Source organism: Bacillus sp. FSL K6-1003, from assembly GCF_037964945.1.
GTDB lineage: Bacteria > Bacillota > Bacilli > Bacillales > Bacillaceae > Bacillus > Bacillus mojavensis.
Window position 1 is genome coordinate 3,266,250 of the sequence record NZ_CP150176.1, and the last position, 25,942, is coordinate 3,292,191.

22 protein-coding genes and 1 other annotated feature are annotated in these 25,942 nt (G+C 45.4%); of the genes, 4 read left to right on the forward strand and 18 right to left on the reverse strand.

The annotated features are described in order from the left end of the window. Positions 1-42: 42 nt before the first annotated feature. Complete coding sequence (gene araE, locus NSU16_RS16750) at positions 43-1,437, reverse strand: arabinose-proton symporter AraE (protein ID WP_010331918.1); 1,395 nt, start codon at positions 1,435-1,437, stop codon at positions 43-45. Between the two features lie 203 nt (positions 1,438-1,640). On the opposite strand from araE, the gene araR reads away from it, so the two are divergent. Then, the gene (gene araR, locus NSU16_RS16755) at positions 1,641-2,729 is read left to right on the forward strand and encodes an arabinose utilization transcriptional regulator AraR (protein WP_339191553.1); all 1,089 of its coding nucleotides are present in this window, start codon (positions 1,641-1,643) and stop codon (positions 2,727-2,729) included. A gap of 46 nt (positions 2,730-2,775) precedes the next feature. On the opposite strand, the gene NSU16_RS16760 is transcribed toward araR, so the two are convergent. After that, complete coding sequence (locus tag NSU16_RS16760; protein WP_339191555.1) at positions 2,776-3,786, reverse strand: LLM class flavin-dependent oxidoreductase; 1,011 nt, start codon at positions 3,784-3,786, stop codon at positions 2,776-2,778. A 160-nt stretch (positions 3,787-3,946) separates the two neighbouring features. Next, positions 3,947-4,819, reverse strand: coding sequence for a LysR family transcriptional regulator (locus NSU16_RS16765; protein WP_339191556.1), 873 nt, complete (start codon positions 4,817-4,819; stop codon positions 3,947-3,949). A 100-nt stretch (positions 4,820-4,919) separates the two neighbouring features. Here NSU16_RS16765 and NSU16_RS16770 point away from each other — a divergent pair, with 100 nt between their 5' ends. After that, positions 4,920-5,837, forward strand: coding sequence for a DMT family transporter (locus tag NSU16_RS16770; protein WP_339191557.1), 918 nt, complete (start codon positions 4,920-4,922; stop codon positions 5,835-5,837). A 39-nt stretch (positions 5,838-5,876) separates the two neighbouring features. Here the strand turns inward: NSU16_RS16770 and NSU16_RS16775 are convergent, their stop codons facing one another. The 9 genes from NSU16_RS16775 to NSU16_RS16815 form a co-directional block, all read right to left on the reverse strand. Then, on the reverse strand, positions 5,877-7,220 hold the full coding sequence (locus tag NSU16_RS16775; protein WP_268504627.1) for an amino acid permease: 1,344 nt from the start codon (positions 7,218-7,220) through the stop codon (positions 5,877-5,879). Between the two features lie 69 nt (positions 7,221-7,289). Then, positions 7,290-7,528, reverse strand: a binding site (T-box leader). Between the two features lie 97 nt (positions 7,529-7,625). Then, positions 7,626-8,660: a glycosyl hydrolase family 18 protein gene (locus NSU16_RS16780; RefSeq protein WP_339191560.1), complete on the reverse strand. Its 1,035-nt coding sequence runs from the start codon at positions 8,658-8,660 to the stop codon at positions 7,626-7,628. A gap of 105 nt (positions 8,661-8,765) precedes the next feature. Then, positions 8,766-9,488, reverse strand: a complete 723-nt coding sequence (lutC, locus tag NSU16_RS16785) for a lactate utilization protein LutC (protein ID WP_339191561.1) — start codon at positions 9,486-9,488, stop codon at positions 8,766-8,768. After that, positions 9,488-10,927, reverse strand: coding sequence for a lactate utilization iron-sulfur protein LutB (gene lutB / locus NSU16_RS16790; protein ID WP_010331926.1), 1,440 nt, complete (start codon positions 10,925-10,927; stop codon positions 9,488-9,490). The genes lutC and lutB overlap by 1 nt, the downstream gene beginning before the upstream one ends. A gap of 27 nt (positions 10,928-10,954) precedes the next feature. Beyond that, complete coding sequence (gene lutA, locus NSU16_RS16795; protein ID WP_213417999.1) at positions 10,955-11,671, reverse strand: lactate utilization iron-sulfur protein LutA; 717 nt, start codon at positions 11,669-11,671, stop codon at positions 10,955-10,957. A gap of 415 nt (positions 11,672-12,086) precedes the next feature. Beyond that, a complete protein-coding gene (gene yvfU / locus NSU16_RS16800) occupies positions 12,087-12,689 on the reverse strand; it encodes a two-component system response regulator YvfU (RefSeq protein ID WP_010331928.1) in 603 nt (200 codons plus the stop codon). Positions 12,690-12,708: 19 nt separating this feature from the next. Continuing rightward, a complete protein-coding gene (locus NSU16_RS16805; protein WP_339191563.1) occupies positions 12,709-13,824 on the reverse strand; it encodes a sensor histidine kinase in 1,116 nt (371 codons plus the stop codon). A gap of 3 nt (positions 13,825-13,827) precedes the next feature. Continuing rightward, on the reverse strand, positions 13,828-14,565 hold the full coding sequence (locus NSU16_RS16810) for an ABC transporter permease (RefSeq protein ID WP_326331491.1): 738 nt from the start codon (positions 14,563-14,565) through the stop codon (positions 13,828-13,830). A 1-nt stretch (position 14,566) separates the two neighbouring features. Beyond that, complete coding sequence (locus tag NSU16_RS16815; protein WP_168748785.1) at positions 14,567-15,472, reverse strand: ABC transporter ATP-binding protein; 906 nt, start codon at positions 15,470-15,472, stop codon at positions 14,567-14,569. 306 nt (positions 15,473-15,778) lie between these two features. Here NSU16_RS16815 and NSU16_RS16820 point away from each other — a divergent pair, with 306 nt between their 5' ends. Both NSU16_RS16820 and NSU16_RS16825 read left to right on the forward strand, forming a co-directional pair. After that, positions 15,779-16,591 carry an alpha/beta hydrolase gene (locus NSU16_RS16820; RefSeq protein ID WP_026014611.1) on the forward strand — a complete coding sequence of 271 codons (813 nt, stop codon included), beginning with the start codon at positions 15,779-15,781 and terminating at the stop codon, positions 16,589-16,591. A 29-nt stretch (positions 16,592-16,620) separates the two neighbouring features. Next, complete coding sequence (locus NSU16_RS16825; protein WP_268504622.1) at positions 16,621-17,820, forward strand: SpoIIE family protein phosphatase; 1,200 nt, start codon at positions 16,621-16,623, stop codon at positions 17,818-17,820. Between the two features lie 54 nt (positions 17,821-17,874). On the opposite strand, the gene NSU16_RS16830 is transcribed toward NSU16_RS16825, so the two are convergent. The 6 genes from NSU16_RS16830 to NSU16_RS16855 all read right to left on the reverse strand — a co-directional run bounded on the left by NSU16_RS16830 (position 17,875) and on the right by NSU16_RS16855 (position 25,869). Further along, positions 17,875-19,164, reverse strand: coding sequence for an arabinogalactan endo-beta-1,4-galactanase (locus NSU16_RS16830; protein WP_339191567.1), 1,290 nt, complete (start codon positions 19,162-19,164; stop codon positions 17,875-17,877). Positions 19,165-19,227: 63 nt separating this feature from the next. After that, complete coding sequence (locus NSU16_RS16835) at positions 19,228-21,291, reverse strand: beta-galactosidase (RefSeq protein WP_339192709.1); 2,064 nt, start codon at positions 21,289-21,291, stop codon at positions 19,228-19,230. Positions 21,292-21,309: 18 nt separating this feature from the next. Then, complete coding sequence (gene ganQ, locus NSU16_RS16840) at positions 21,310-22,161, reverse strand: arabinogalactan oligomer ABC transporter permease GanQ (RefSeq protein WP_339191569.1); 852 nt, start codon at positions 22,159-22,161, stop codon at positions 21,310-21,312. Between the two features lie 3 nt (positions 22,162-22,164). Beyond that, positions 22,165-23,421 carry an arabinogalactan oligomer ABC transporter permease GanP gene (gene ganP, locus NSU16_RS16845; protein WP_339191571.1) on the reverse strand — a complete coding sequence of 419 codons (1,257 nt, stop codon included), beginning with the start codon at positions 23,419-23,421 and terminating at the stop codon, positions 22,165-22,167. A 39-nt stretch (positions 23,422-23,460) separates the two neighbouring features. Continuing rightward, a complete protein-coding gene (locus NSU16_RS16850; RefSeq protein WP_268447130.1) occupies positions 23,461-24,726 on the reverse strand; it encodes an extracellular solute-binding protein in 1,266 nt (421 codons plus the stop codon). A 150-nt stretch (positions 24,727-24,876) separates the two neighbouring features. Then, complete coding sequence (locus NSU16_RS16855) at positions 24,877-25,869, reverse strand: LacI family DNA-binding transcriptional regulator (RefSeq protein ID WP_229149281.1); 993 nt, start codon at positions 25,867-25,869, stop codon at positions 24,877-24,879. Between the last annotated feature and the right edge of the window lie 73 nt (positions 25,870-25,942).

Below are 25,942 nucleotides of genomic sequence, written 5' to 3' on the forward strand. Positions count from 1 at the left end.
AAGCCCTTCTCAACCGAAAGGGCTTCATTTTTTAAAGCGTTTTCATTTTATCCAAAGCTTTTCTATCTCTTCGAGCGATTTATTCTTCGTTTCCGGACAGATTGTGACGACAAACAGGAAGCAGAGAATGTTAATGACGGCAAAGATCCAAAACGTGTAGGCCAGTCCGAACGAGCTGATCATCATCGGCACAAACTGCCCGATCGCCCAGTTTGCTCCCCATAAAAAGATGGTGGCGATCCCAGCGGCTCTTGCCCGCAGATGGTTCGGGAAGATTTCAGAAATCATAATCCATGTGATCGGCCCGACCGATACACAGAACGCGGCGACAAAACCTAATATAAAGAAGATCAGCATAAATCCGCTTGTTAACTGAAAATAAAACGACGTTCCGATTAAGATCATGAAAATCGCCATAAAAGCTGAACCGATGGACATCAGTTTTTTGCGCCCAACTTTATCAATCAATAAAACCGCGATGACAGTAAAAATGACCTCCACTACACCGACAATACAGGTTGTCACAAATCCGGCATTTTGTCCGAATCCCATCATTTTAAAGATTTCCGGCCCGTAGTAGGTGATAGCGTTCATGCCGATCACTTGATTAAAGAGCGCCAGCAGGATTCCAATAATAAGCGCTTTTCTGAGGCCTGGTTTGAAGAGCTGTGATAGTGAGCCCATTTGTTCTATTTTTAAAGAGTTTTCAATGTTCTTCAATTCTTCTTTTGCGACAGTTTCTCCATTAATACGTGTCAGAATCGATAACGCTTCTTTTGTTCTGCCCGCTTTCGCCAGCCATCTTGGACTTTCCGGCACGACCAGCAGGACAAGGAAAAAGATAACAGATGGCACCATTCCGTAAGCGAGCATCCATCTCCAGCCGGTTTGCACGCCCCATTCATATGTTCCGGAGCGCTGGACAGCGAGATTAATAAAGTACGTTGCGGAAATGCCCAGTATCGTAAAGAGCTGATATAAGGAAGATAAACTTCCGCGTATGGCGGGCGGCGCCGCTTCCGTAATATAAGTGACGGATAATGACGAACCCATTCCGATCCCCAAACCTCCGATAATCCTCGCAATGATTAAGGTCGACACGTCTTGTGAAACAGCAGAAACAACTGCTGATACCGCAAATAACAGGGCCGCTGTCATTAAGATTTTTCTGCGCCCGAACCAGTCGCTTAAGAACCCGGATATCCCGACTCCCGCAACTCCTCCAATCATAATGCTTGAAATGACAAGCCCCTCCATGAACGGACTCAGGCTGTATAAATCCTTGAGAAAACCAATAGCACCAGAAATAACTGCAGTGTCATAGCCGTACAATAAACCGCCAAGCCCCGCCGCGCATGATATCAAAATCACAAATCCCATTGAATGGCTTCTTGTTACAGGAGCATTTGGTTCTAATTGAGTTGGAGTGTTCTTCATTTCTCTGCCCTCCCGAAAGTTGAGTAAAGCGTTTACATTTCCCATTACAATTGTACGTACTTATTTAAAATTTTAACGAAATTTGTTCTTTATTAGTACGTACAAATATAGAATAATCCTGTTTGTATTTTCTGTCAATGTTTTCTTGTATAGATCACTGTGATATACTAAAATTTGTCCGTATACATTTTGGAGGAATAGATATGTTACCAAAATATGCTCAAGTAAAAGAAGAAATCAGTTCATGGATTAATCAAGGTAAAATTCTGCCCGATCAAAAGATCCCTACCGAAAACGAGTTAATGCAGCAATTTGGCGTCAGCCGGCATACCATTCGTAAAGCCATTGGAGACCTCGTATCGCAAGGGCTGCTATACAGCGTGCAAGGAGGGGGCACCTTTGTCGCTTCACGCTCCGCTAAATCAGCGCTGCATTCCAATAAAACGATCGGCGTTCTGACGACCTACATATCAGACTATATTTTCCCGAGCATCATTAGGGGAATCGAGTCTTATTTAAGCGTGCAGGGATATTCTATGCTTTTGACAAGCACAAACAACAATCCGGACAATGAACGCAGAGGTTTAGAAAACCTGCTGTCACAGCATATTGACGGGTTGATTGTAGAACCGACCAAAAGCGCTCTGCAAACGCCGAATATTGGCTACTATCTCAATTTAGAGAAAAACGGCATTCCTTTTGCGATGATTAATGCGTCATACGCCGAACTTGCCGCACCAAGTTTTACTCTCGATGATGTGAAAGGCGGCATGATGGCTGCGGAGCACCTGCTCTCTCTCGGCCATACGCACATGATGGGTATTTTTAAAGCTGATGATACACAAGGTGTCAAACGGATGAACGGATTTATACAGGCGCATCGTGAGCATGAGTTATTCCCTTCCCCGGATATGATTGTGACGTTTACGACGGAGGAAAAGGAATCGAAGCTGCTGGAGAAAGTAAAAGAGACACTGGAGAAAAACAGCAAAAACATGCCGACTGCTATCCTTTGCTATAATGATGAAATTGCATTGAAGGTGATTGATATGCTTCGGGAAATGGATATCAAGGTGCCTGAGGATATGTCCATCGTCGGGTATGATGACTCTCATTTCGCGCAAATTTCTGAGGTGAAATTAACCTCTGTGAAGCACCCGAAATCTGTTCTGGGTAAAGCTGCCGCAAAATATGTTATTGACTGTTTGGAGCATAAAAAGCCTAAGCAGGAAGATGTCATTTTTGAACCTGAGCTGATCATCCGTCAGTCCGCAAGAAAGCTGAATGAATAAAAAAGCAATGTATGGGTTTCCCCTTTACATTGCTTTTTTATGGCCTTTATCTGTTTTTCCAAATGTCAGCCACGATTTCAAATGAACGCATTCTGTCAGCGTGATCAAAGGTTTCTGAGTTGACCATAACTTCATCGGCCTGAGTTGTTTTGACAAAGTCTTCAAGCTTTTTCTTCACTTCTTCAGGACCGCCGACGATGGTTGAACTGAGCTGTTGATGAACCATTGCTTTTTCATATGGGCTCCAGATTTGATCCATGTCTTCTACTGGCGGCTTCAGCTGGTTTGGCGTACCGCGGACAAGATCAAGGAATCGCTGGTAATGGGATGTAGCCAGGTGCTGTGCTTTCTCGTTTGTATCTGCGGCGATAATCGTTACGCCGACCATTGCATACGGTTCGTTGAGCACTTCTGACGGCGTAAAGGAATTGCGGTACAGCTCCAACGCGGGAACCGTATTCGCCGGTGAGAAATGAGCAGCGAATGCAAACGGAAGGCCCAGTTCACCTGCCAGACGGGCACTAAAGTCGCTTGAGCCCAGCAGCCAAATCGGCACATCTATGCCCTCTCCGGGAATGGCGCGGACTTGATTGCGCACATTTCCTGATGGTTTAAAGTAATTGCGCAGTTCCTCTAATTGTTCTGGGAAATCTTCACCGCTGCTGATGTTTCTGCGGAGCGCCCTTGCAGTCAATTGGTCTGTTCCCGGTGCACGTCCGAGCCCCAGATCAATCCGTCCGGGATACAGCGTTTCCAGGGTGCCGAATTGTTCAGCGATTACAAGAGATGAGTGGTTCGGGAGCATAATGCCGCCGGAGCCGACGCGGATTTTCTTTGTGCCGCCGGCAATATGGCCGATCAGTACGGCGGTGGCAGAGCTTGCGACACCTTCGATATTATGATGCTCTGCAAGCCAATAACGGTGATAGCCCCACTCCTCTGCACGGCGCGCCAAGTCCATGCTGTTTCGGAATGACTCTGCTATCGTTCCCCCTTGAACAACAGGAGATAAATTCAAGACAGAAAGCAAGGTTTCTTTGCGTTGGTTGTTAGACATATTGTTCTCCTTTGCAGTTGTGATATAAGTAAACAGCCTCATGCTGTTACGTCTCTATCGAAAGGACTTCTATCACACCTTAACACAACTGCGTTTAGGATGAAAAGAATTTGATTCGATGAAATTCGAACAATAAAAAAAGGCGTTCATCATTTGATTTTTACATAAAAAGCTCCTGTGCCATCTCAATGAAAAGCTTAGCCGCCAAAGAAGCCTCATGTAATGAAGGAACGGCAAGCTGCACATCCCGATACACCTGCGGATCGAGATCCCTAGTCACCACATGCTCCGGCAGCGTTATCCCCGACATCGACATTTCTGATAAAATCGCCAGCCCCAAGCCTTCTTTGATCATGCTGATCGTGGTGTTAACGTTATAGACAGTGAAAGCAGTGTGCAGCGTTGAACCAGCTTGCTTGAACTTATCGATAAAAGGAGATTCATAGCCGCCGTCACAGACAACCATCGGCTCACAATCGAGATCTTTCAGCGTAATGGCTGGGCGGCTGCACAGCGGGTGATCATCACGCAGCACGACGACCATTTTGTCTTTTTTCAGCCGAATGTACTCCATCTTGTCTGCCGGATACAGAAGAATGCCGGCATCAATCATCCGTGTATGGAGCCACTCCTTGACTTCGTCTACGGTTCCTTCATGCAAAACAAGCTCCAATTTCGGATACCTTTGTTTAAACTCGCTGATCAGCTTCGGCATAAAATAAGCGGAGGCGGTTGGAAATGTGCCGATGTGAATCGTCCCCAGCTCAAGCCCTTTTTCTGCCGCTGCGACCTGCTCAACTTTTTCGATTCCTTTTAACACTTCTCTGATATGGACTAAGATCTTTTTTCCCGTGTCCGTCAGCATCAGGCCGTTTCGGCGGTCACGGATGATCAATTTCACATCAAGCTCGGCTTCAATCGCAGAAATGGCATGGCTGACAGCCGGCTGTGTCATGTTCAGCAACTGTCCCGCTTTTGTAAAACTCCCCGTTTCAGCTACTTTGACGAAAACTCTTAATTGTGTAATGGTCATAACTATTCACTTATGCTCCTCATAAAAAAGATTCATTTTATTTATCTTATGTTCTACCGTATCATATGATAGAAATGATCTACAAGGAGTGATCAAAAAAGTGAAACAGCTATCAAAAACGCGGACAGCGCTCTTTCTCGCCTTTCTCGTTATCATGTGGGGCATCAATTGGCCGCTGTCGAAAGCCGCGCTCGCCTTTTCGCCGCCTTTATTGTTTGCGGGCATCCGGACGCTGATCGGCGGGCTTTTATTAGTGATTGTTGCACTGCCGCGTATTCATAAACTGCGTTTTAAAGAGACGTGGCCGATTTATCTTGTTTCTGCTCTTTTAAATATTACGTTATTCTACGGACTGCAAACGATCGGGCTGAATTATCTTCCGGCTGGTCTGTTTTCCGCTATCGTATTCTTTCAGCCGGTGCTGATGGGTGTCTTTTCTTGGATGTGGCTCGGCGAATCCATGTTTACGTTGAAAGTGATCGGGCTTGTGCTCGGTTTTGCCGGGGTTGCTGTCATCAGTGCCGCGGGCTTTGGCGGTCATATTTCTGTCATAGGGGTTCTGCTGGCTCTAGGTTCCGCGCTCAGCTGGGCATTCGGAACAGTATTTATGAAAAGAACAGGCAGCCGCGTCGATTCCATCTGGATGGTCGCCTTGCAGCTGACGATTGGCAGCGTATTTTTGCTCGTATCCGGCTTCTGGACAGAGAGCTTTTCCGCGATCCAATGGACAGTCCCATTTGTCGCCAGTCTAATGTTCATCTCAGTGTTTGTCATCGCGCTTGGCTGGCTTGTTTTTTTTACGCTTGTCGGTTCAGGAGAAGCAAGCAAGGTCGCGTCCTACACCTTTTTGATTCCGCTCATTTCGATCGTAGCCAGCTCCATTTTTCTACATGAACCGCTTACCTTAAGCCTCTTGGCGGGTCTGCTGCTGATTGTCACAAGCATCTGCCTCGTGAATTCAAAATCAAAAGCACAGAAAGCTGCGTTCATTTGTGTAAATGAGAAGGCTTCACAATAATAAAACCCTCTTGTCGGATGTGACAAGAGGGTTTCTTATTTACTGGTGCTTGCGGCCTTTAACCAAATATGCAACTGTAATCAAAAGGTAGATCGCCGCAGTAATGCTGGTAATGACAATTGACGTTGTCATGATGACCCCGATCAGAATGGCGAGTAACGCCAGAATCGCAAACCATGTGGTGTACGGGAACCATTTTACATAATAGGCTGGTGTTTCTGTTTGCCCTTTTCTCGATTTCAAATGAGCAAATCCGATGATCAGCCAAATAAATAAGACTGTATATCCCAATGACCCCATTAAGTAATTAAACGTCTGGCTTCCGGCGAACAGAGAAATCAATACACCAATATATAAAGAAGAAGTGCACATCAGGATCGCAAACATCGGGACGTTTTTCGATGAAAGCTTAGAAAAGACCCGCGGCAATCTTCCGTCAGTTGCCTGTGTATACAAAATGCGGGACGATCCGTATAAACCTGAATTCATAGAGGAAATGATGGCAAGCAGGATGACTGCATTCATGATATGGTCTGCCCCCGGAATGCCTACCATTTTAAAGACCATCACAAAAGGACTTTCTGGAACTGAATTCACTTGATTCCACGGGATCAGGCTGACAATGATGAAAAACGGCAGCAGGTAGAACGCGACAATCCGTGTCAGTGTGCTGCGGACAGCTTTCGGGACAACCTTTTCCGGGTTCTTTGTTTCAGCAAGCGTCACACCGATAATTTCTGTACCGCCGTAAGAGTAGATGACGACAAGCATCGCCGTAATCAGCCCTGTGCCGCCGTGCGGGAAAAATCCGCCGTGCTCTGTCAGATTCGAAAACCCAGCCGCTGTATGATCACCGAATGATACAAATAAGAGCAGCAATCCTAATAAAATAAAGATAACAATAACGGTAATCTTGATCATAGCCAGCCAATACTCAGTTTCGGCGAAGATTTTTACAGAAAGCAAGTTCACAATCGTAACAACAAGAGAAATTGCTAATGCCAGCACCCAGATCGGGCAGCCCGGCAGCCAATATTGAATAAAAATTGCAGCGACAACAGCTTCAGCCGCAATGTTAAGCACCCACATTTTCCAGTAGATCCAGTCCAAGAAATATGCAGCGTAATTTCCTAACACCTGCTGCACAAGATCACGGAAGGTTCTCGCGTTTCGGTTGCGCACAGCCATTTCTGCAAGCCCCTGCATAATAAACAGCAAAATAATGCCGCCGAGCAGGTATGCGATAATGACCGATGGCCCTGCCACATCAATTGCCGAGCTGCTTCCTTTAAATAAACCTGCACCGATTGCTCCGCCCAGCGCCATCATCATAATATGACGGGATGTCATCGTGCGTTTTAATGTCTGATTGTCCTTTTCCATCCTTTTTTCCCTCTCCTTCTCGTCTTCAAAAACAAAAAAAGCCCGCCGTCTCCTATCTATACGAATAGATAAAGAGACGACGAGCCTTCGGCTGACCGCGGTACCACTCTTGTTGATTCTTCCTAGAAGAATCCAGCTTTTTGACCCTGTAACGAAGGTTAGCCGTTAAAACATAAGGAATATTCAATCTATTCCGTTTCGTCCTACCACTCCCGGGCGAGTTCAAAGAAGAATCAGACTGCGTCGCACCACCCCGCAGCTCTCTGTTACTGATCCTTTCTTTTACTGCTCCCATTCTATGTGTTTTAGTTTTCTGAAAAACTCAAATTTTACGTTCTGAATATATTAACATAATATACGTGCTTCTGTTTTCTCTGTCAATAACTTGCGAGAAAAAACAAACTGTTATTTTGTCCCTTTTTGAACGGCCTTCCAGAAGGATTCCGATTCGTGTCCTAAAGCGTAGACAGAGACACCGGCTATTTTATATTGTTTCGCCAGGCGGCTTTTTGTTTCGATTGTTTTTTCATTTTCATACCAAACGACATGTTTATGTTTCTTTTTGTCAATGTAAGAAAACGTCATAGAACCTGTTTTTTTATTGAATGCCGGCTTTGCTTTCTGCTTCTTAATGAGGGACTTGATGTCATTCCATTCCCTCGCTGAGCTGTCGCTCCCGTCTTTCAGATCCCAATCATAGCCGTAAGCAGGGACCCCCATGATCACTTTATTTCCTTTGATTTTTTTGACAGAAAACTGCAGCGAGCGCTTGATCCAGCTTGTGCTTGCCACTGAGCCAGGTTCGCCCCAAATGCCGTGTTCGTCGTAAGTCATGACTTGTACATAGTCCGCATATTTTCCGATTTTCGCATAATCATACGGCCAGCTCCAGTCATCGTTTTTATTATCGGCGCTTTTGGCCGGAACGGATACCATTGTTTTGATATGTTTCTTTTTCAGAGCTTGTGAGACATATTGAATGAAGCTTGAGTATGCAGAACGGTCTTTCGGATTAACTGCCTCAAAGTCAATATTGACTCCGTAATAGTGGTGCTTTTTTGCCAAAGAAATAAGCTGGTCAGTGAATCGTTTTCTCGCTGTTTTGTCAGTCATGACCCGATGCGCTAAGTTTCCGTCAAAATCATAAATAGCGTCATTATAATTGGAAATGACGGCCCACGTTTTGATTTTATTTTTTTCCGCGTATGTAAGCTGCTTGCTCGGGACATCGCCAATCACACGTCCGTTTTTATCAAACGCAAACGTATCGGTGGCAATAGAGCTGATATATTTATGATACTTCGTAAGAGAATTGTATGATGCCGTATCCCCAGTTGTATAGCCTAATGTCATACCGGCCGCCTTTGCTTCTGTTTTTGTATACATAAACAGAACGATTGCTATCGCTAGTGAAACAGCTATGATCAGCCATTTTTTCATTTCGTTTCCTCCTTTTTCACGTCATACTCTTCTCATCGGCCAAATTTTTGGAAAATGAAGTTTTTTCAAGCAGAAAGCCCGGCATAGGTAGCCGGGCTTTCTGGATCATCGGTCAGATACGAGAATATAAGCTGCTTTTACCGGACCGTGAACACCGACCACCAAATCCATTTCGATGTCGGCGGAGTTGCTCGGTCCTGTAATGTAGTTAATGCACGAGGGAACCGTGATGCCGTCAGCAATATTTTGCTTGATGATATCACTGGCTTGTGTCATTCTCGGCACGATGCTTGATTTTGGCACAATGGCGATATAGGTTGTCGGCAGAAGGCTGACAGAGCGGCCGATGTCTTTTGAAGAATAAAGGACAACCGTACCCGACTCGGCCAGTGTGATTTCACTGAATGTAATCCCCACATTGGCTTGCTCCGCTTTTTTGATATTTTCTTCACCTTTGTCAGCATCCCATTCCCAGACTTGCGTTCCTTCACCAGGCCAGTCTTTGGTGAGCAGGCTTTTTAAACCGTAAGCCTCAAACCGGGGATCCTTGGGAATGATGACAGGCCCTCCGGAAAACCGGCTGACTTGTTCACGCAAGGCATCGTACAGACCGGTTGAATCCGTCTCAATCAGCTCAGTATGGATTTTGACACAATGGTTTTTGAGCACCGTGACTAAATCATCGGGCGAATACCCTTCAAATGTTTTATATTGCGGCTGATGCGCCCACTCAGGGACGGCCACGCCGCCTTTTCTTCTTTCACGGCCAAGGCGTGACGCGATCCGGTTTAAAAAGCTTTCTTGATTCTGAATGGTTCCCTTCGTCATCACTGCTCCTCCTTTGTGTGCTCAGCTGTCTCTCTGTCTGTAAACCAGTCTCTGAATCTTGATTTATGCGGTGCCGGGAAATCGCGGATTTGCGTCCAGCCTTTTAGCGGACCGGGTCCTTTAGATATTTTGTCATCCTCTGTAAAAGGCGTCATGGCGGCAGGCGCCCATTTTGAGCCCATTTTATAAAGCGACAAAGAGGAAGACCCAAGACCGAACGCTTTCATTGCAAGCTTTTCACTGATCGGCGCTCTGCCTTCTTTTTCGACGATGTTCTGACGATGCTTGAGAAGCAGCTCATGAAGCGGAATTTTGACCGGGCAGGCTTCTGAACAAGCTGCGCACAGTGTAGACGCGTACGGCAGCTCCTTGTAATCGTCATAACCGCCGAGCAGCGGCGATAAAACGGCTCCAATCGGCCCCGAGTAAATCGAGCCGTATGAGTGTCCACCGACATGGCGGTACACAGGGCAGACATTGATACAGGCCGCACAGCGGATACATTGCAGCACAGACTGAAATTCGGTGCCCAGAATGTTGGACCGGCCGTTATCCACGATGACAAGGTGGAATTCCTCCGGGCCGTCGATTTCGTCTTCCAGTTTTGGGCCGGTTAAGGCCGTAATATAACTCGTCAGCCGCTGTCCGACAGCGCTTCTTGTCAGCATGCCGACAAGCACTTCAAATTCGGAAAATGACGGGACAATGCGTTCCATTCCCATGACAGTGATTTGGGTTTTCGGCAATGTCGTGACAAGCCGCCCGTTTCCTTCATTGGTTACAAGGCTGACTGAACCCGTGTCGGCAATGGCAAAGTTGCAGCCGGTAATGCCGATGTCGGCTTCCAGAAATTTTTGCCGCAGGATGCCGCGCGCATGCATGACGAGCTCTTCCGGTTTCTCTGTCTGTTTATAATCCAGTCTTTCTTTAAACACATCGCGAATCTGCTCTTTATTTTTATGAAGAGCCGGCGCCACAATATGTGACGGCGGGTCGTGATCATCAATCTGCAAAATATATTCGCCGAGGTCGGTTTCGACCACTTCGCAGCCTTCCTTCTCCAGCACTTCATTCAGATTGATTTCTTCTGTCACCATAGATTTAGACTTTACGATTTTTTTGCCGTTTTTCTTTTGAATCACGCTGCGGATATAAGAGGAAGCTTCTTCAGCTGTTTCAGCAAAATAAACGTGTCCTCCTCTGTTTGATACATTGGATGCTAGCTGTTCCAAATAAAAATCAAGATTTTCAAGGACATGCTGCCTGATCTCCTCAGATAACGAACGCCATTCTTCCCAGTTTCCCAGCTCTTCGGCCGCTTCCAGCCGTCTCGTCCGCAGTCGCTCCTGCGCACCCGAGACAGCGCCTCTCATAAATTCATTATCGATCCCCTGTGATACCCGCTCTTTAAAAGCGTCAGTACCGATTTTCATCGCCATGATCCTTTTCCCCCTCTGTATCCAGTGTTATCTGCTGTTGAGCACTTCGGCGATGTGCATCACTTTGACATTCTTGTCCTTACGATCAAGCCGACCTCCGATATTCATCAAACAGCCGCAGTCAGCGCCGATGAGCACCTCTGCTCCCGTATCCTCCACACATGCGACTTTCTCATCAACCATCTGCTCAGAAATCTGCGCCATTTTGACAGAGAATGTTCCTCCGAATCCGCAGCAGTTATGTTTCCCCGGAAGTGACGTGAATTCAAGCCCCTTCACATGGCTCAGCAGTTTCATCGGCTCCTCCGATACGCCGAGCAGCCTTGTCATATGACATGACGTATGTAAGGTCGCTTTTTTATGAAGGGTTGCGCCGACATCCTCTACCCCAAGGACATTGACGATAAAATCGGTTAATTCATACGTTTTATCGGCCAGCTTCTGCGCTTTATCCGCCCATTTCGGATCATCTTTAAACAGGTGCGGATACTCCCTGAACATTGTGGTGCAGGAACCGGATGGACTGACGACATAATCTGACTCCTGAAACGTTTCGATCATTCGTTTCATTGCTTTTTTGGCGTCATTTACGTAACCGCTGTTGTAAGCCGGCTGGCCGCAGCAGATCTGCCCCTCCGGAAAATCAACCTCACACCCGAGCCGCTCAAGCAGCTCTACCGTTGCTTTTCCTACGTTTGTTTGAAACATATCAACAAGACAAGTGACAAAAAGTGAGACTTTCATGATGAACCCCTCTCTCATCCCCAATATATGATCTGGTCATCTGATGACCTGAAGTTAAAGCGTTTACCAATATCGTACACTATTTGGACACAAAAATGAAAGCATTTTCTAATGATTTCAGCAATAAAAAAACGCCTGTACACAGGACAGCGCGTTTAAAAAAGCGATACTGCTTTTTCATGTTCTTGCACACACTTTCTGTATTTCTTATATGTTTTCACAAAGAGATAAAGGAACGAAAGACCTCATGAGCGCAAAAGCATTTCAAACAAAAAAGCACGGACGAACGCTGAACCTGACATATCCATAACCCCGATGTATAGTACAAGCTTTGCGGACGGACAGATAAGAAAACCAGAAAATAACCATGTAAATAAAAAGGAACCTGGTTCTGTACGATTCACCAGGTTCCTCATTAAATCCATCCTTTCTCCTCAGCTATACTAGCCGCTTCTGTCCGGTTTTTTGCATTCAGTTTTTGGATGATTTCTGAGATATAGTTTCGGACTGTGCCTTGAGATAAATAGAGTTCAAGTGTGATGTCTTTTGTTGTCTTGCCTAAAGCAGCCAGCCGCAGTATTTGTTGTTCTCTTACAGTCAGCGGATTTTCATCACGAATCATGTTGAAGGTTAATTCCGGGCTGAACATCCGTTTTCCCTTTACACACTTTCGTATGGCATCTGCCAGATCGTCGATTTCCCCATCCTTCAAAAGATACCCATGTACGCCGGCTTTGACGGCGCGTTCAAAATATCCCGGGCGGGCAAAGGTTGTCAGAATAATGACCTTGCTTTTACAGCCTTTTTTCATTAGCTCCTCTGCAACCTCCAGCCCGCTGTAAACCGGCATTTCAATGTCCATGATGCAGACATCCGGCTCCAGCTTGAGAATGGCTTTCAGCGCCTCTTCTCCATTTAACGCTTGTCCGATGACCTTCATATCCTCTTCCAGGTCAAGCAAGGATCCCAGAGCGCCTAAAAGCATTCGCTGGTCCTCGGCAATAAATAGACGAATCATCTATTTCGTCCTCCTCCTATCATTCTGCTTTTCTAATGAGCGGAATCGTCAGTGTTAACACCGTTCCGTTTTGGGCTGAAAGAGTCAGTCCTCCGTCAATAAACATCAGCCGCTCTTCCATTCCCCGCAATCCATTTCCAAACATCTTCTCCTTCACCGCTCCTGTTCCGTCGTCCCGTATCACAACGGTCATTTTGTCGGCATATTGAGAAATGGTGACTGCACAATGGGTCGCTTTGCTGTGCTTGATGATATTTGTCACTGCCTCCCGCATACACATACTGACAATATTTTGAGTGACGGGAGAGATGTCTGAAAAATCTTCGGTCCCTTCGTATTGAAAGGTAATATTACCCGCTCTTAAAATGTGCCGAATGTTGGCTAGCTCTTCCGTCATGGTGACCGTTCTCATATCCGCAACAAGCTCACGAACTTGTTTGAGTGCCGCACGCGAGCTTGTTTCCATTTCTTTCGCTTCAAGCTTGGTCCGTTCTGCATCTGCTGCCGCCAGCCGCTGAATCAGCTGGCTTTTTAACGTGAGGAGCGAGAGGGTATGGCCGAGTGTATCATGAAGATCGCGTGCTATCCGAACACGTTCCTCCCTTTTGGTGAGTTCCTTTATATGTTCGTTGGCTTGGTCAAGCTTTTTTTCAAGCTCTATTCTTCGAAACATGGAACGAATTCCGAAGGGAGAAATCAGCATAATGACCAGAAACGGCAGAACAGAAAACAGCTCCCTGATCGAAGCCGAATCCGCCAGAAAATGATACAGGCAAGGAAATATCAGCATGAAGACAAGCCCAAAGAAAGCACGGTTGAACTTCGTTTTCTCACGGTAATAGCCCACAAAGTTTGCCGGGAAAAAGCCTAAATAAATATAGCTGATATGATAAAACAAACTATAAATAAAAATAATGGCCATTTGCGCGCATAACCAATACGTAAATGAAGGTCTGTCCGCACTGACGAACAATTGACGATATGTCACAACAAACAGGAGCAGCATGCCATATCCCAGCACTTGTTTGCTGCCTGATTCTCTCAATAAAGAAAGAAACGGCATAATGGTATACACCAAAAAGATATAAGGGAAAAAACCGAAATGCTTTGGAAATATGGATTTTATAAGTTTCATGTATTACACCGCTTCTTGTTTTCTTCTTATATACTTAAATAGTAGCATGAAGATCAGTAAATAAGCGATTAACATCAGAATATTTTTCCAGGTTGGAAGCTCGCCTTGAACAAGAGCCCACGCTCCGCTCCCAAAATGATAAGACGGGAGCCATTGACCTATGTTTTTCAATATGTCCGGCATGACCTCGATCGGCATCCACATGCCCCCGCTTATCGCCAGCAGCATGTAAAGCACATTACTGACCCCGGCTGCCGTTTCTACTTTTCTCATGAGACCGATTAATGTCCCTAACGCTAAAAACGGAAATGCCCCAATTAAAATCCAAAGCCCGCTCATGACCCATTCAAACGGTGACAAGTCAATGCCGTTTATGATGGCGCCGGCAAGAAAGATGACAGTAATAGATAAAAGATGAATGACACTTTGCCCGATCATCTGAGCCGCCAAATAAATATGATCCGGCAGAGGCGTGATGCGGATAAAAACTGACCAGCCTTGTGCCCGTTCTTGTACCAAGCGGATTCCAAGCGTCATCATAGACGAACCCATTACGCTGAAAGTAGTCATAGACATTAAATAATGGGCATTCCAGGCGCCTTTGTCAGCGACATTGGTATTCACTACGTTTGTAAAGAGATAGTAAAAGGCAATCGGCATAACAAGCGACCAAAACACAAAATATTTATTCCTGAGCACCCTTTTCATTTCAGCTATGCACTGTTTCCTTAACATGTTCATCTCACATCGCCTCCCTGTTCCCGTCAGCAAGCTGTCGAAATGCCTCATCAAGTGTTCCTTGTTCGATTCGAATATCACGTGCATTGATGTGTTCTTGAAAGATGAGCGCCAACACTTTATCAGTATTTGACGTTTGAATACTGACTCGCTGATGCTTTTGCGTCACTCGTTCTACTTCCGGATGCCGATAAAGCTTTTCCAATGATTCATCCGATGAAACCTTAAAAGAAACAGACTGTTTCTGAATCCTTGCCCTGATTTGTTTCGGCGTTTCGTCTGCGGCAAGCCGTCCTTCAGCAAAAAACAAAATGCGCTGTGCGGCATCATCTGCTTCCTGTAGATAATGAGTTGAAAAAATAATGGTCTTTCCTTGATCCGCCAAGCTATTCACTGTCTTCCAAAACTGGTGTCTGGATGTCGTGTCCATTCCGACAGTCGGTTCATCAAATACTAGTAACTCCGGATTGCCAGCAAGTGCCAAAGCAAAGCTCAGACGGCGTTTTTGGCCGCCGGATAATTTCTCTGCCGGTGTTTTCAAATCTTCTTTTGTGAGTGCTGTCAGCGAAACAAGCTCTTTCATGGATAATGGATGGGGATAATAACTGCGGATAAGCTCGAGGGTTTCGCAAACCTTTAATCCCGGCATAACACTTACCTCCTGCAGCATGGTGCCGATTTTTTGACGCACCTGTTTTTCATCAGGCTGACGGTTAAATAATTTGATTTCACCCTCACTTGGCTTCAGCAATCCCAGCATCATAGAGATCGCTGTTGTCTTCCCTGCGCCATTCGGGCCGAGGATGGCGACAATCTCTCCTTTTCCTATGCTGAATTGAATGTTCTTCACTGCTGTTTTTTGCTGAAAATATTTTGTGACATTTCTTACTGACACAACCTCATTCATCACATGAGCACCTCCTGATTGCTTACATCAATTGTAAAATACCGGAACATATAATTTTTAGTAAGGGGTGTCATGATTATGAGATGACAAATGTCATTTGTCTCATTCAGATGATATGACCGCCTTATATTATTTCCAGCACCCAGGCAATCCTCCCGCTACATCTTCCCATCAATCCTGCTCTCCATGCCGCATGTCCTCTATCTGCAAGACTCCTATTTACTTTCATAGAATGCCCGCAATTCACACCCCAAAGTGGTATGATATACATAGTAATCTTCATGTCGTTTTGGCTGAAAGGAGCAGACTATGAATCAATCAATTTTGACTAGGAATCATGTGAAGGTGAGGGGGAACGGCACAACACCAATTGTATTTGCACCTGGATTCGGGTGTGATCAAAGTGTGTGGGATGCCGTAGTTCCTGCCTTTGAAGACGAATATCAGCTGATTTTATTTGATTACGTGGGTGCGGGGAATTCTGATTTGCGGGCATATGATATGAATCGTTACAGCACACTTGACGGCTATGCACAAGATGTTATCGATGTTTGCGAAGCCTTAGATCTGTCAAAAATTGTGTTTGTGGGGCATTCTGTCGGGGCTGTCATTGGCATGCTTGCATCATTACGCCGTCCTGAGCTTTTTTCACAACTGATTATGGTGGGGCCTTCTCCTTGCTATTTAAATGATCCGCCTGAGTATTACGGAGGTTTTGAGGAAGAGCAGCTCCTTGGGTTAATCGAGATGATGGAGAAAAATTACATTGGCTGGGCAACCGTTTTTGCGGCGACCGTAGTGAATCAGCCGGATCGTCCAGAAATTAAGGAAGAGCTGGAAAGCCGTTTTTGTTCTACTGATCCTATCATCGCACGGCAATTCGCAAAGGCGGCGTTTTTTTCAGATCACCGAAAAGATCTTCCAAAGGTGACCGTGCCTTCGCTTATCCTGCAATGTTCGAATGATGTCATTGCACCGTCAGCAGTAGGTGAGTATATGCAAAAGCATCTCCCTTACAGCACACTCATACAGATGAAAGCCAACGGGCACTGCCCGCATATGAGCCATCCCGAAGAGACAGTACAGCTGATCAGGGATTATTTGAATGCATACGTGATTTAGGAACGAAAGGGATAGAGGTGACCCTCTGAATGGATCAACAATTGAATTATGCACCATGCGGTTTCCTTACTTTATCTGAAGAGGGTACAATTTTAGCTGTCAATCACACCTTGCTTAAGATTCTTGATTATGAACCGGAACAGGTGATCGGCCAGCATATCAATGCTCTTTTAACCGTTCCTGCAAAGCTTTTTTATCAGCTTTATTTTGTTCCGCTTTTGCAGCTGGAGCAACACATTGAAGAAATGTACATCTCCCTGGAAACAAACAATGGGGAAGAAATCCCGGTCCTAGTAAACGCTGTTCAGAGAACGGATCAGGAAGCTGCTGTAACAGAATGCGTTGTCATTCCGATGCGGAAGCGAAACGAATATGAAAATGAGCTGCTGATTGCCAGAAACGAGGTCGAGGAAGCACTGCTCGCCAAACAGAAAGCAAATGCGGAGTTAGAAAATGCTTTGCGGACGCTGAAGGAGAAACAAGAAGAGCTTCTCGCGATCAATAAGGAAAATCAGCAATTCAGATCGAATACAAAAAGAGAGCTTGAACTCGCCAGAAAGATCCAAGAAAATTCATTGACCGAACCGATGATGACGGATCATATTCAAATTGAATCGTATTATAAAGCATCCAGTGACTTATCAGGCGACTTATATGGATTTTATCAAATCGATGAGCACCGCTACGGCTTGATCATCCTTGATGTAATGGGACACGGCATTTCTTCTGCATTAGTTACGATGTCCCTCCATCCTTTGTTCCAGCGATTAATGACGCAGGGACTCAGTCCCGACAAAGTCATGAAAGAGTTAGACTACCATCTTCACAGCTTGTTTCAAAACGATGAGGAGGCAAGGCATTATTGCACCGCTATTTGTCTTATCATTGATACAGACCGGCAAAGAATTGAATATGTCAACGCGGGCCATCCGCCCGCATTATGGCAGGATGCTAAGGGAACCCAATCAACGCTGGACACAACCGCTCCGCCAATCGGGATGTTTGAAGAAGCGGTGTTTCAGTCAAGCACCCTTCACTATACACACGGCGGAAGGCTGCTTCTGTATACAGACGGTGTGATGGACCCGACGGCTTCATGTTATTTAATCCGTTTATTAAAGGATCATCCTGTTTTACCTATAACTGAACTGAAAAACAAAATCCTCTCATCTCTTCAAGCTGAGCCTAAAAATGATGATGAGTGTTTTATTTTAATAGATGTAAAATAAAAGAATCCATGAGAGATAACAATGCATTGTTACGCCTCATGGATTTTCATTTTTTCAGTGATTTTTCGGGATATGGCCTGTTTCCGCGTATTTGAATACCTGCAAGGACGGCAGCGGGTGTCCGTTGAAATCAAACAAAGCTTGATTATCCACTGCACTTCCCCCGTACCACTTACCTGCGTCTTCAGGATCGTATTCGGCTGCATAGCTGGCGGCCCAGCCGGAACCGTATGTTTCCCATATCGTTTTATTTCTCTCCAATTGCGTCTTCGGGCCGACAGGAACCCATGCAGGCTCCCAATAAAAAACACCCAGTCCGGCCGGTCCTGTTTTTGCCACTGCGTCCATCACATCTCTTACGGCATTTGCCTGGCCTTGCATTGAAATCGGGTATGGCAGCGTCTGACTGCTTTTAGGCGCTGTGTTTTCATGTCCGTCTCCGTCCTCAGCCGTATAGGTGTATGACGTTTCCGCCACCATGACTTTTTTGCCGTACGTATCCGCAACAGCTTTCAGTACGGAGGACAAATTGTGTAACGTACCGTGCCAGAATGGATAATATGAGCTGGCAAATACATCATAATCGACTTTGTTTTTGTTGAGGGTTTCAGCAATATATGAATATCGTCCTGGCGTTTCTGGGTTGGTGAAATGCAGCGCGACCAATATGTCTCGATTTGTTTCCCTGACTGCCCGGCTACCTTCATTGAATAATTGACTCATCTTCCTCCAATCCGTTTCACCGGCAAATGCTCCTGTTGTTTCGTTTCCGACCTGTACCATACCGATATCAATGCCTTCCCTGACCATGGCCTGCAGACTTTGTTTTGTAAATGCATAGAGCTTTGCTTTCTTTGCTTCGAAGCTTAAGTTCACCCAAGCTTTTGGCACCTTCTGTTTTGCAGGATCAGCCCAGAAATCGGAATAATGAAAGTCTGCCAGCAGCTTCATCCCATTCGCGGTTGCCCTTTTTCCGATTTGGATGGCTTTTTGAACATCATTATTGCCTCCCCCATAACCATTGCCATGAGCGTTATACGGGTCATTCCAGATGCGGACGCGGACATAGTTGACGCCTGCTTGCTTTAAGGTTGTAAAGATGTCCTGACGTTTCCCGCTTGCATTGTAAAAGGTCACACCGCTGTTCTCTAAAGCAATAATGCTCGACACGTCAACTCCTTTGATAAAGTCCTTGTTCATGCCCGCTACCTTTTTAACAAAAAGGTCATCCGCACGAAGCTCCGATACATATTTCTTCCCCTCTGCCGCAGCATACCCAGTCGAACTTCCGGTCCCGCTCCAGACGATGACAGCGGCTAACAGCATGATGATTTTGCTTTTCATATTTCCACCCTCTCACGTAAGCGATTTCAAAAAAGACCCCGCCCATATCGAGCGGAGGCACACCTAATGTGAGTTCACGACAATTCTCACTTCATATTTTTCCAAGATCAAGTCTCCTGAAAGCATTTCACCAGTAACGATATCCTTCACACGCTTATCAAACGAAACCAGCTGCTGTTGTTCCGTAAAATTCATGATGAAAATATAATCATTGTGCTGATCCTGTCTCGCCTGTACGGAGACGCCTTTTCCATGCTTAACCGGAAAAACCGGAGATAAAGACAGTTCTTTTATCAAACTCAAATAAAAATCCCGGTGAAATTGATCCTCTAAACGCGCGCCGATAAAATACGCTTTTCCTTGTTCATATTGATGGCTTGTAACCGCGGGGGTATGCGCATAAAAGTCATCCTGATACACACCCTCTGCCGTTGCGGCTTTCAATTCGATCACCGTTGCATAATCTTTCATTTCATACGTTTGATTGCGATAGCTGACAGCATTTCGATCTTTCGGATACAGCGTATCTGTTTCGAGCGTCTCAATTCCAAATATCGTTTGCAAGTCTGGATGCCAACCGCCTGTGTACGTTAAATCATGCTCATTGACGATTCCGCTGATATACGTCATCACCAAGGTGCCCCCGTTAGCCGTAAACTTCTTTAATCGCGAAATGGTTTCTTCACTGATTACATACAGCATGGGGACGATCAGCAGCTTATACGTTGAAAAATCATGTTCTTTTGTAATCACATCGACCGGGATATCCTGTTCCCAGAAAGTGCGGTAATGCTGCTGCAGTGTTTGCGGATAACGCTTTGTCGCTTTTGCAAACCCCTGAGCGTCCTGAAGCGCCCAGTCATTTTCCCAATCATACAAAATAGCAGCTTCAGACGGCCTCTTCGTTCCAACGACATCAGCAAGCTTTTCCAATGTCTCCCCGACTTTTGCCACTTCTTGAAAGACACGGTTCTTTGGGCTGTTGTCATGATCCACAATCGCCCCATGCAGTTTTTCCGACGATCCCCGTGATTTTCGAAATTGGAAATAGAGAATGCTGTCTGATCCGTGGGCAATCATTTGCATAGATGAAAGCAGGTTCATGCCGGGACGCTTTGCTTTATTGACGTTATGCCAATTGACAGCGCTGGGCGTACACTCCATTAATAAAAAGGGCTGCTGCTTCAGGCTTCGGTAAAGATCATTGATAAAGCCGACCTTCATCGCCAAATCTGCTGTGCTTTCCCAATCATTGTGCCACACAGGATAAGCGTCCCAGCTGATGACATCCACATGCTTTGCAAATTTGCTGTAGTCCAGGCCTTGATACGGAATCAAATCCGGTGTGTCAGCCATAAAGTTCGTTGTGATAGGAATATCAGGCGTCAGTTCTTTCAGCGGAATGATTTCATTTTCATAAAACGAAATGGTTTGATCCGTGACAAACCGGCGCCAGTCTAAGTTCAGTCCATGCAAGCCATTTTCTCCAATCGGGGAAGGGCTTTCAATTTGAGACCAGTCATTAAATGTATGGCTCCAAAACGGTGTCCACCACGCGTTATTCAATGCCTTGAGACTATTGTCATATTTCATTCTCAGCCACTCTCTGAAAGCGTTCTGGCATAGGTCACAGTGGCATTCTCCTCCATATTCATTGGAAATATGCCACATCAAAAGCGCCGGATGACCGCCGTATCTTTCTGCTAATAAACGGTTGATGTGCCGCGTTTTTTCACGATAGACCTTGGACGTCAGACAGTGGTTGTGCCGTCCGCCGTGCAGCTGTTTCACCCTGGAGGCATTGACCCGCAGCACTTCAGGATAGGTTTGCGACAGCCAGGCAGGACGCGCTCCGCTCGGCGTTGCTAAAATGACACGGCCGCCGATGCTGTGAATACGGTCAAAAACATCATCAAGCCAATCAAATTGATATACACCTTCCTCCGGCTCAAGCGCACTCCATGCAAAAATGCCGACAGAAAACGTATTGGTATGGGAAAGCTTCATCAGCTTTATATCGTCGGCTAAAATATCCGGCCGATCCAGCCATTGATCAGGATTGTAGTCTCCTCCGTGGAGCATAAACTTCGCTTTTGTAACGTGCGTTTTTTCAAGCTTTGACATGATTTTCTCCCCCTTATTCTCTTATCCTTTCGTTCCGCCTGCGGTTAATCCGGACACAAAGTTCTTTTGCAGCATGATAAAGATGACGGCGACCGGTATACTGATGAGCAAGGCACCCGCCGCAAATGTCGTATAGCTTGCTCCCATGACATCATTGACTAAATTGAATAAGCCTACGGGCAATGTATATGATTCCGTTGTTCTCAATATCGTTGATGACAAAACAAAATCTCCGAGCGGACCGGTAAAGCCATTCATCGCAACCACTGCCGCCATCGGTTTTGATAAAGGCAGGATGATCTGCAGAAAGATCCTCGTGCTGCTTGCTCCGTCCATTTTTGCACTTTCGTCTAAATCAATCGGAATGGAATCCATATATCCTTTCATCAAGTACGTATTCATCGGGATCAGGCCGCCGATATAAAGCAGGATCAGCAGCCAATGGCTATTGACCATTCCTAATATTTGAGCCAGCACAAACAGGGCAATCAAAGCAGAAAACTGAGGGATCATTTGCAGCAATAAAAAGAGTGTTAATGCGTATTTCCTTCCTTTAAACCGAAAGCGGGAAAATGCATAAGCCGTAAACGTCACACAGATCAGTGAGCCAGCCATCGTAAACAGGCTGATTTTTATCGAGTTGATATACCACTGCACATATTGAAGGCTTTCTTTGCCCGCAAATAATTCTTTGTAGTGGTCAAATGTCGGATTCTTCGGAATGAGGGATGTACTGATTAAACTGTTGCCGGGATTAAAGCTGGCGCCTGCCGTCCAAAGGAGAGGATACACAATGATGACCGCCATGCAGGCTAAAAACAAGTAAGAGAAAAGGAGCCGCACAAATTTTCTGACCTTCATATCTGCCAGCATGTCTTATGCCTCCTCTTTAAAAGACTTCGTCTGTCTGAATTGCCACAATGCAATGGCAATCACAAACACAGACAATAAAATGGTTAAAGCAGCCGCAAGGGAATATTGGCTCGACTGCATCGTCAATTTATAAATCCACGATACAAGGATATCTGTTCCGCCGGCTGTTGATCCGGCTACAGCCGGACCGCCACCATTGAAAAGATAAATAATATTAAAGTTATTAAAATTAAATGTGAACTGTGTAATGATAATCGGAGACATCGCAATGAACACCATCGGGAGCGTGATGTATCTCAGCTTTGAGAAGATGGAAGCGCCATCAATTGTCGCCGCTTCATAAAGATCTTCAGGAATCGATTGCAAAACACCCGTTGAAACAAGGAAGATATACGGAAAACCAAGCCAGCCCTGCATGAGGATCAGCGCCAGCCTCGACCAATTCGCATCTGTCATCCACGGAAGCGGATCAATGCCAAAGAAAGCCAAGATGTCTTGATTCATTGCGCCGAAACTATCGTTAAACAAACCGGCAAAAATTAAAATCGTGACAAAGCCGGGAACAGCCCATGGCAAAATCAAAATGGTCCGGAAAAACCGTTTAAACCGGATGTCTTTCTGATTCACAATGATCGCCAGACATATCCCCAGACTGACTTGCAGAGTGGAGGCACAAAGTGTCCACACCACTGTCCAAGCCAGCACATCAAAAAAGGTCGAGCGCCAAATATCAACAGTGAAAATATCAGTGAATGTTTGAAAACCAACCCAATCTACTAATTTAGCAGGAGGGGAATGATATAAATCATAGTTTGTAAAAGCTAAGGCAAAGCTGAATAAGATGGGAAAGATCACTGCGAAAATTAAAATAAACAGAGATGGTCCGCTGACGACATATGGATAGCCTTGAGCAATAATATTTTGATATTGTTCTTTGAGAGAGCTCATAGGCTTCTTTTCATCTCGCCGTTTTCCGCTTTGATAAGCGTCTCGCAAATTCACATAATATACCGCGAGTCCAAAGCATGTCACAATGACAGCGATAATGCCTTCCGCCAGCAAAAACACCGAGTTATCCCGCGGCACTTCTGTTCCCAGCGTAAAAATTCCCCAAAGCCCCATATTCAGCAAATCTCCAAATACCGCAAAAAACGATGCGCCCAGTAGGAGAAACAAGAGGCCTTTTATCCATTGTTTGTTGTAGAATTGCCCAAGGCCCGGAATGATTGACAGTAACAAAGCGACTTTACGATGCTGCACCGTTTTCACCTCTCTTACAATACAAATCTTCTTTTCTCTTTATTTTCCGCTATGCTTTGCCTTCATCTGCCCTTTGGCCGTTTCAGCAGCCTGATCTAAGGCTTTTTTTGGGTTCGCTTTTCCTGTTGCAATCGTTTGTAATGCTGAATCCGCCGGGGTCCATATTTCGTTCATTTCCGGTATATTCGGCGTCTGCTCTGAGTAGCGGGATTGCTCGGTGACCGCCCGTGCCGCTTCGCTTTTCATGATCGCCTTGTCACTCGCTAAAGATTGAACGGCCGGAACTTCTTTCGTTTGTTCATATCGTTTTTTAGAATTCTTTTCATTAGCCAGAAAAACGGCTAACTCTTGCGCCAGCTCTGCATGTTTTGAAAATGCGCTGACATTGTAGCTTTTGACGCCGATAAACGAGCTCATGTTTTTGCCGTTTTCCAGCTTAGGAAGCTTTGTGATGCCATAATCAATTCCCGCTTTTGAAAAGGCTTCTACATTCCACGGGCCTGAGATTATCGCGGCAGCCTTTCCTTCTGTAAACAGCGATTCGAGTACATTGATTCCCTGCTCTCCGACAATGCCGGCCGGGAATAAGCCGTCTTGATAAAACTTCTGAATCAGCTCAGCACCTTTGACAGCGCCTTCATTATTGATTCCAAGATCAGACGGGTCATCGTTTCCGTCCTTATCCTTTCCAAAGATATATCCGCCGTACCCGCCCATGACACTTTGCGCGTAATAAATTTGATCAAATAAGGCTAAAAATCCAAATTTGCTGCCATCAGCCGTTTTTTTAGAGTAGTCGTACCACTCTTCCAGCGTTTGCGGCAATTCGTCCTCTGAGATGAGATCTTTGTTATAAAAAAGCACTGTTGTTTCGACGGCTTTAGGCAGGCCATAAAGCTTCTGATCCACCATTTGAGACTGAATGGATGCGTCTGTGTAGAGCGATCGAACATCTTTTTCGACGTTTAATTCTTTGATTAATCCCTCTGTGACAGCCGTTCCGATCTGGTCACCGGGCATCGTTAACACGTCAGGCCCTGTGCCGGCCGGACCGTCCATACGCAAATCTTCAATCTGCTGGGCATAAGGTTTTTCAACAACTTTGACCTTTACATCATGCTCTTTTTCAAATTCGGCAACAGCGTCTTTAATGCCGATGCTTTTTTCTTTATCCTCCCACACGACAAGCTCCGAGCCCTTTGAACTTGTTTTTTCGCTGCTGCTTTCCTGCGGGCCGCAGGCGGTTAAAGATAAACTGACAGCCACGCAGAGCATGACACCGGCGTACTTTTTTACCATTTTCATCAATTGTCACCCTTTCGCTCTTAATGAAAGCGCTTTAAAAATAATATAGCACGGCTGAGAAAATGTGTAAACAAACTATTTACTAACATCGGTAAATTTTTTTATCAAATAAAAAATGACTTAGACTCCTAAGCCATTTTGAAATATGATTTAATTTAGGCTCTTTCTAACGATTAATTCAGCCCCCATATATAACGTTTTAACCGTTTTCCGTTTTTCCAGCACTCGCTCAAGCAATAATTCCACAGCATTTTTACATAGTTCCTTGATATCAATATGAAAGGTTGTCAACGGCGGAGAGACGTACTTGGCAAAGCTGATGTTATTGATACTCACGACGCTCACTCTGTTTGGTATCGCGATGCCTTTTTCATTCAGGGCTTGCAGACAGCCGACCGCGATCGGGTCTGCCGCGATAAAAAAGGCGGTCGGAAGCTGATCGCCCAATGCTTCAATCGCTTTAGTCATCAGGCGGTAGCCATTTTCGACGGAGAAGCCGCGGTGGCATAAAATATAGCGCTCGTCCAGCATCCCTTTTTCCTGCATATAGGATCGGAACGTTTTTTCACGAATATCCATTTCATCCTGATTCGTGTTCGGATTTTTGTACGTGCCGCCAATAAATCCGATATTCTTATGCCCTTTTTCAAGCAGGATGTTTACCGTTTTCTTCGTCATTTGCGCTAAGTCCGGCCTGACCGAATCAAAATGGTCGGGATCAGGGGAAGAGTCAATAAAAACGCCGTTCTCCGTCAGATTTCTGAGAAACGCTAATTCTTTATCAGAAAAGGTGCCCACGGCAATAAAACCTTCTGTATGAGCTGGAATGCATTCAATACCGTCCGTTATTTTATAGGTCGTCATGTCGACATTGAAGGTTTTCGCCAAATTCTCTACTTCTAATCTCATTGTTTTGAAATAGACATCTTCCAGCTCCTCTTGATCTGTCAGCCAATATAAAAAAGCGATGTGTTTCACCAGCGGCCTTACAGTTTTCTTGCGATAATTAAGTTTCTCTGCGGCTTCATAGATCTTTTCACGCGTCTCGTCCGGTACAGAAAGGCTCTCATCGTTATTTAAAACGCGGGAAACGGTTGAAATCGAAAATCCCGCGGCTTGTGCGATATCTTTAATTGTCGCCATTATATCTGCCTCCATTTTTAAGCATGCCAGTGACCATTTTAGTAAAACATTTTACTTCCTTTTTCTTAAATGT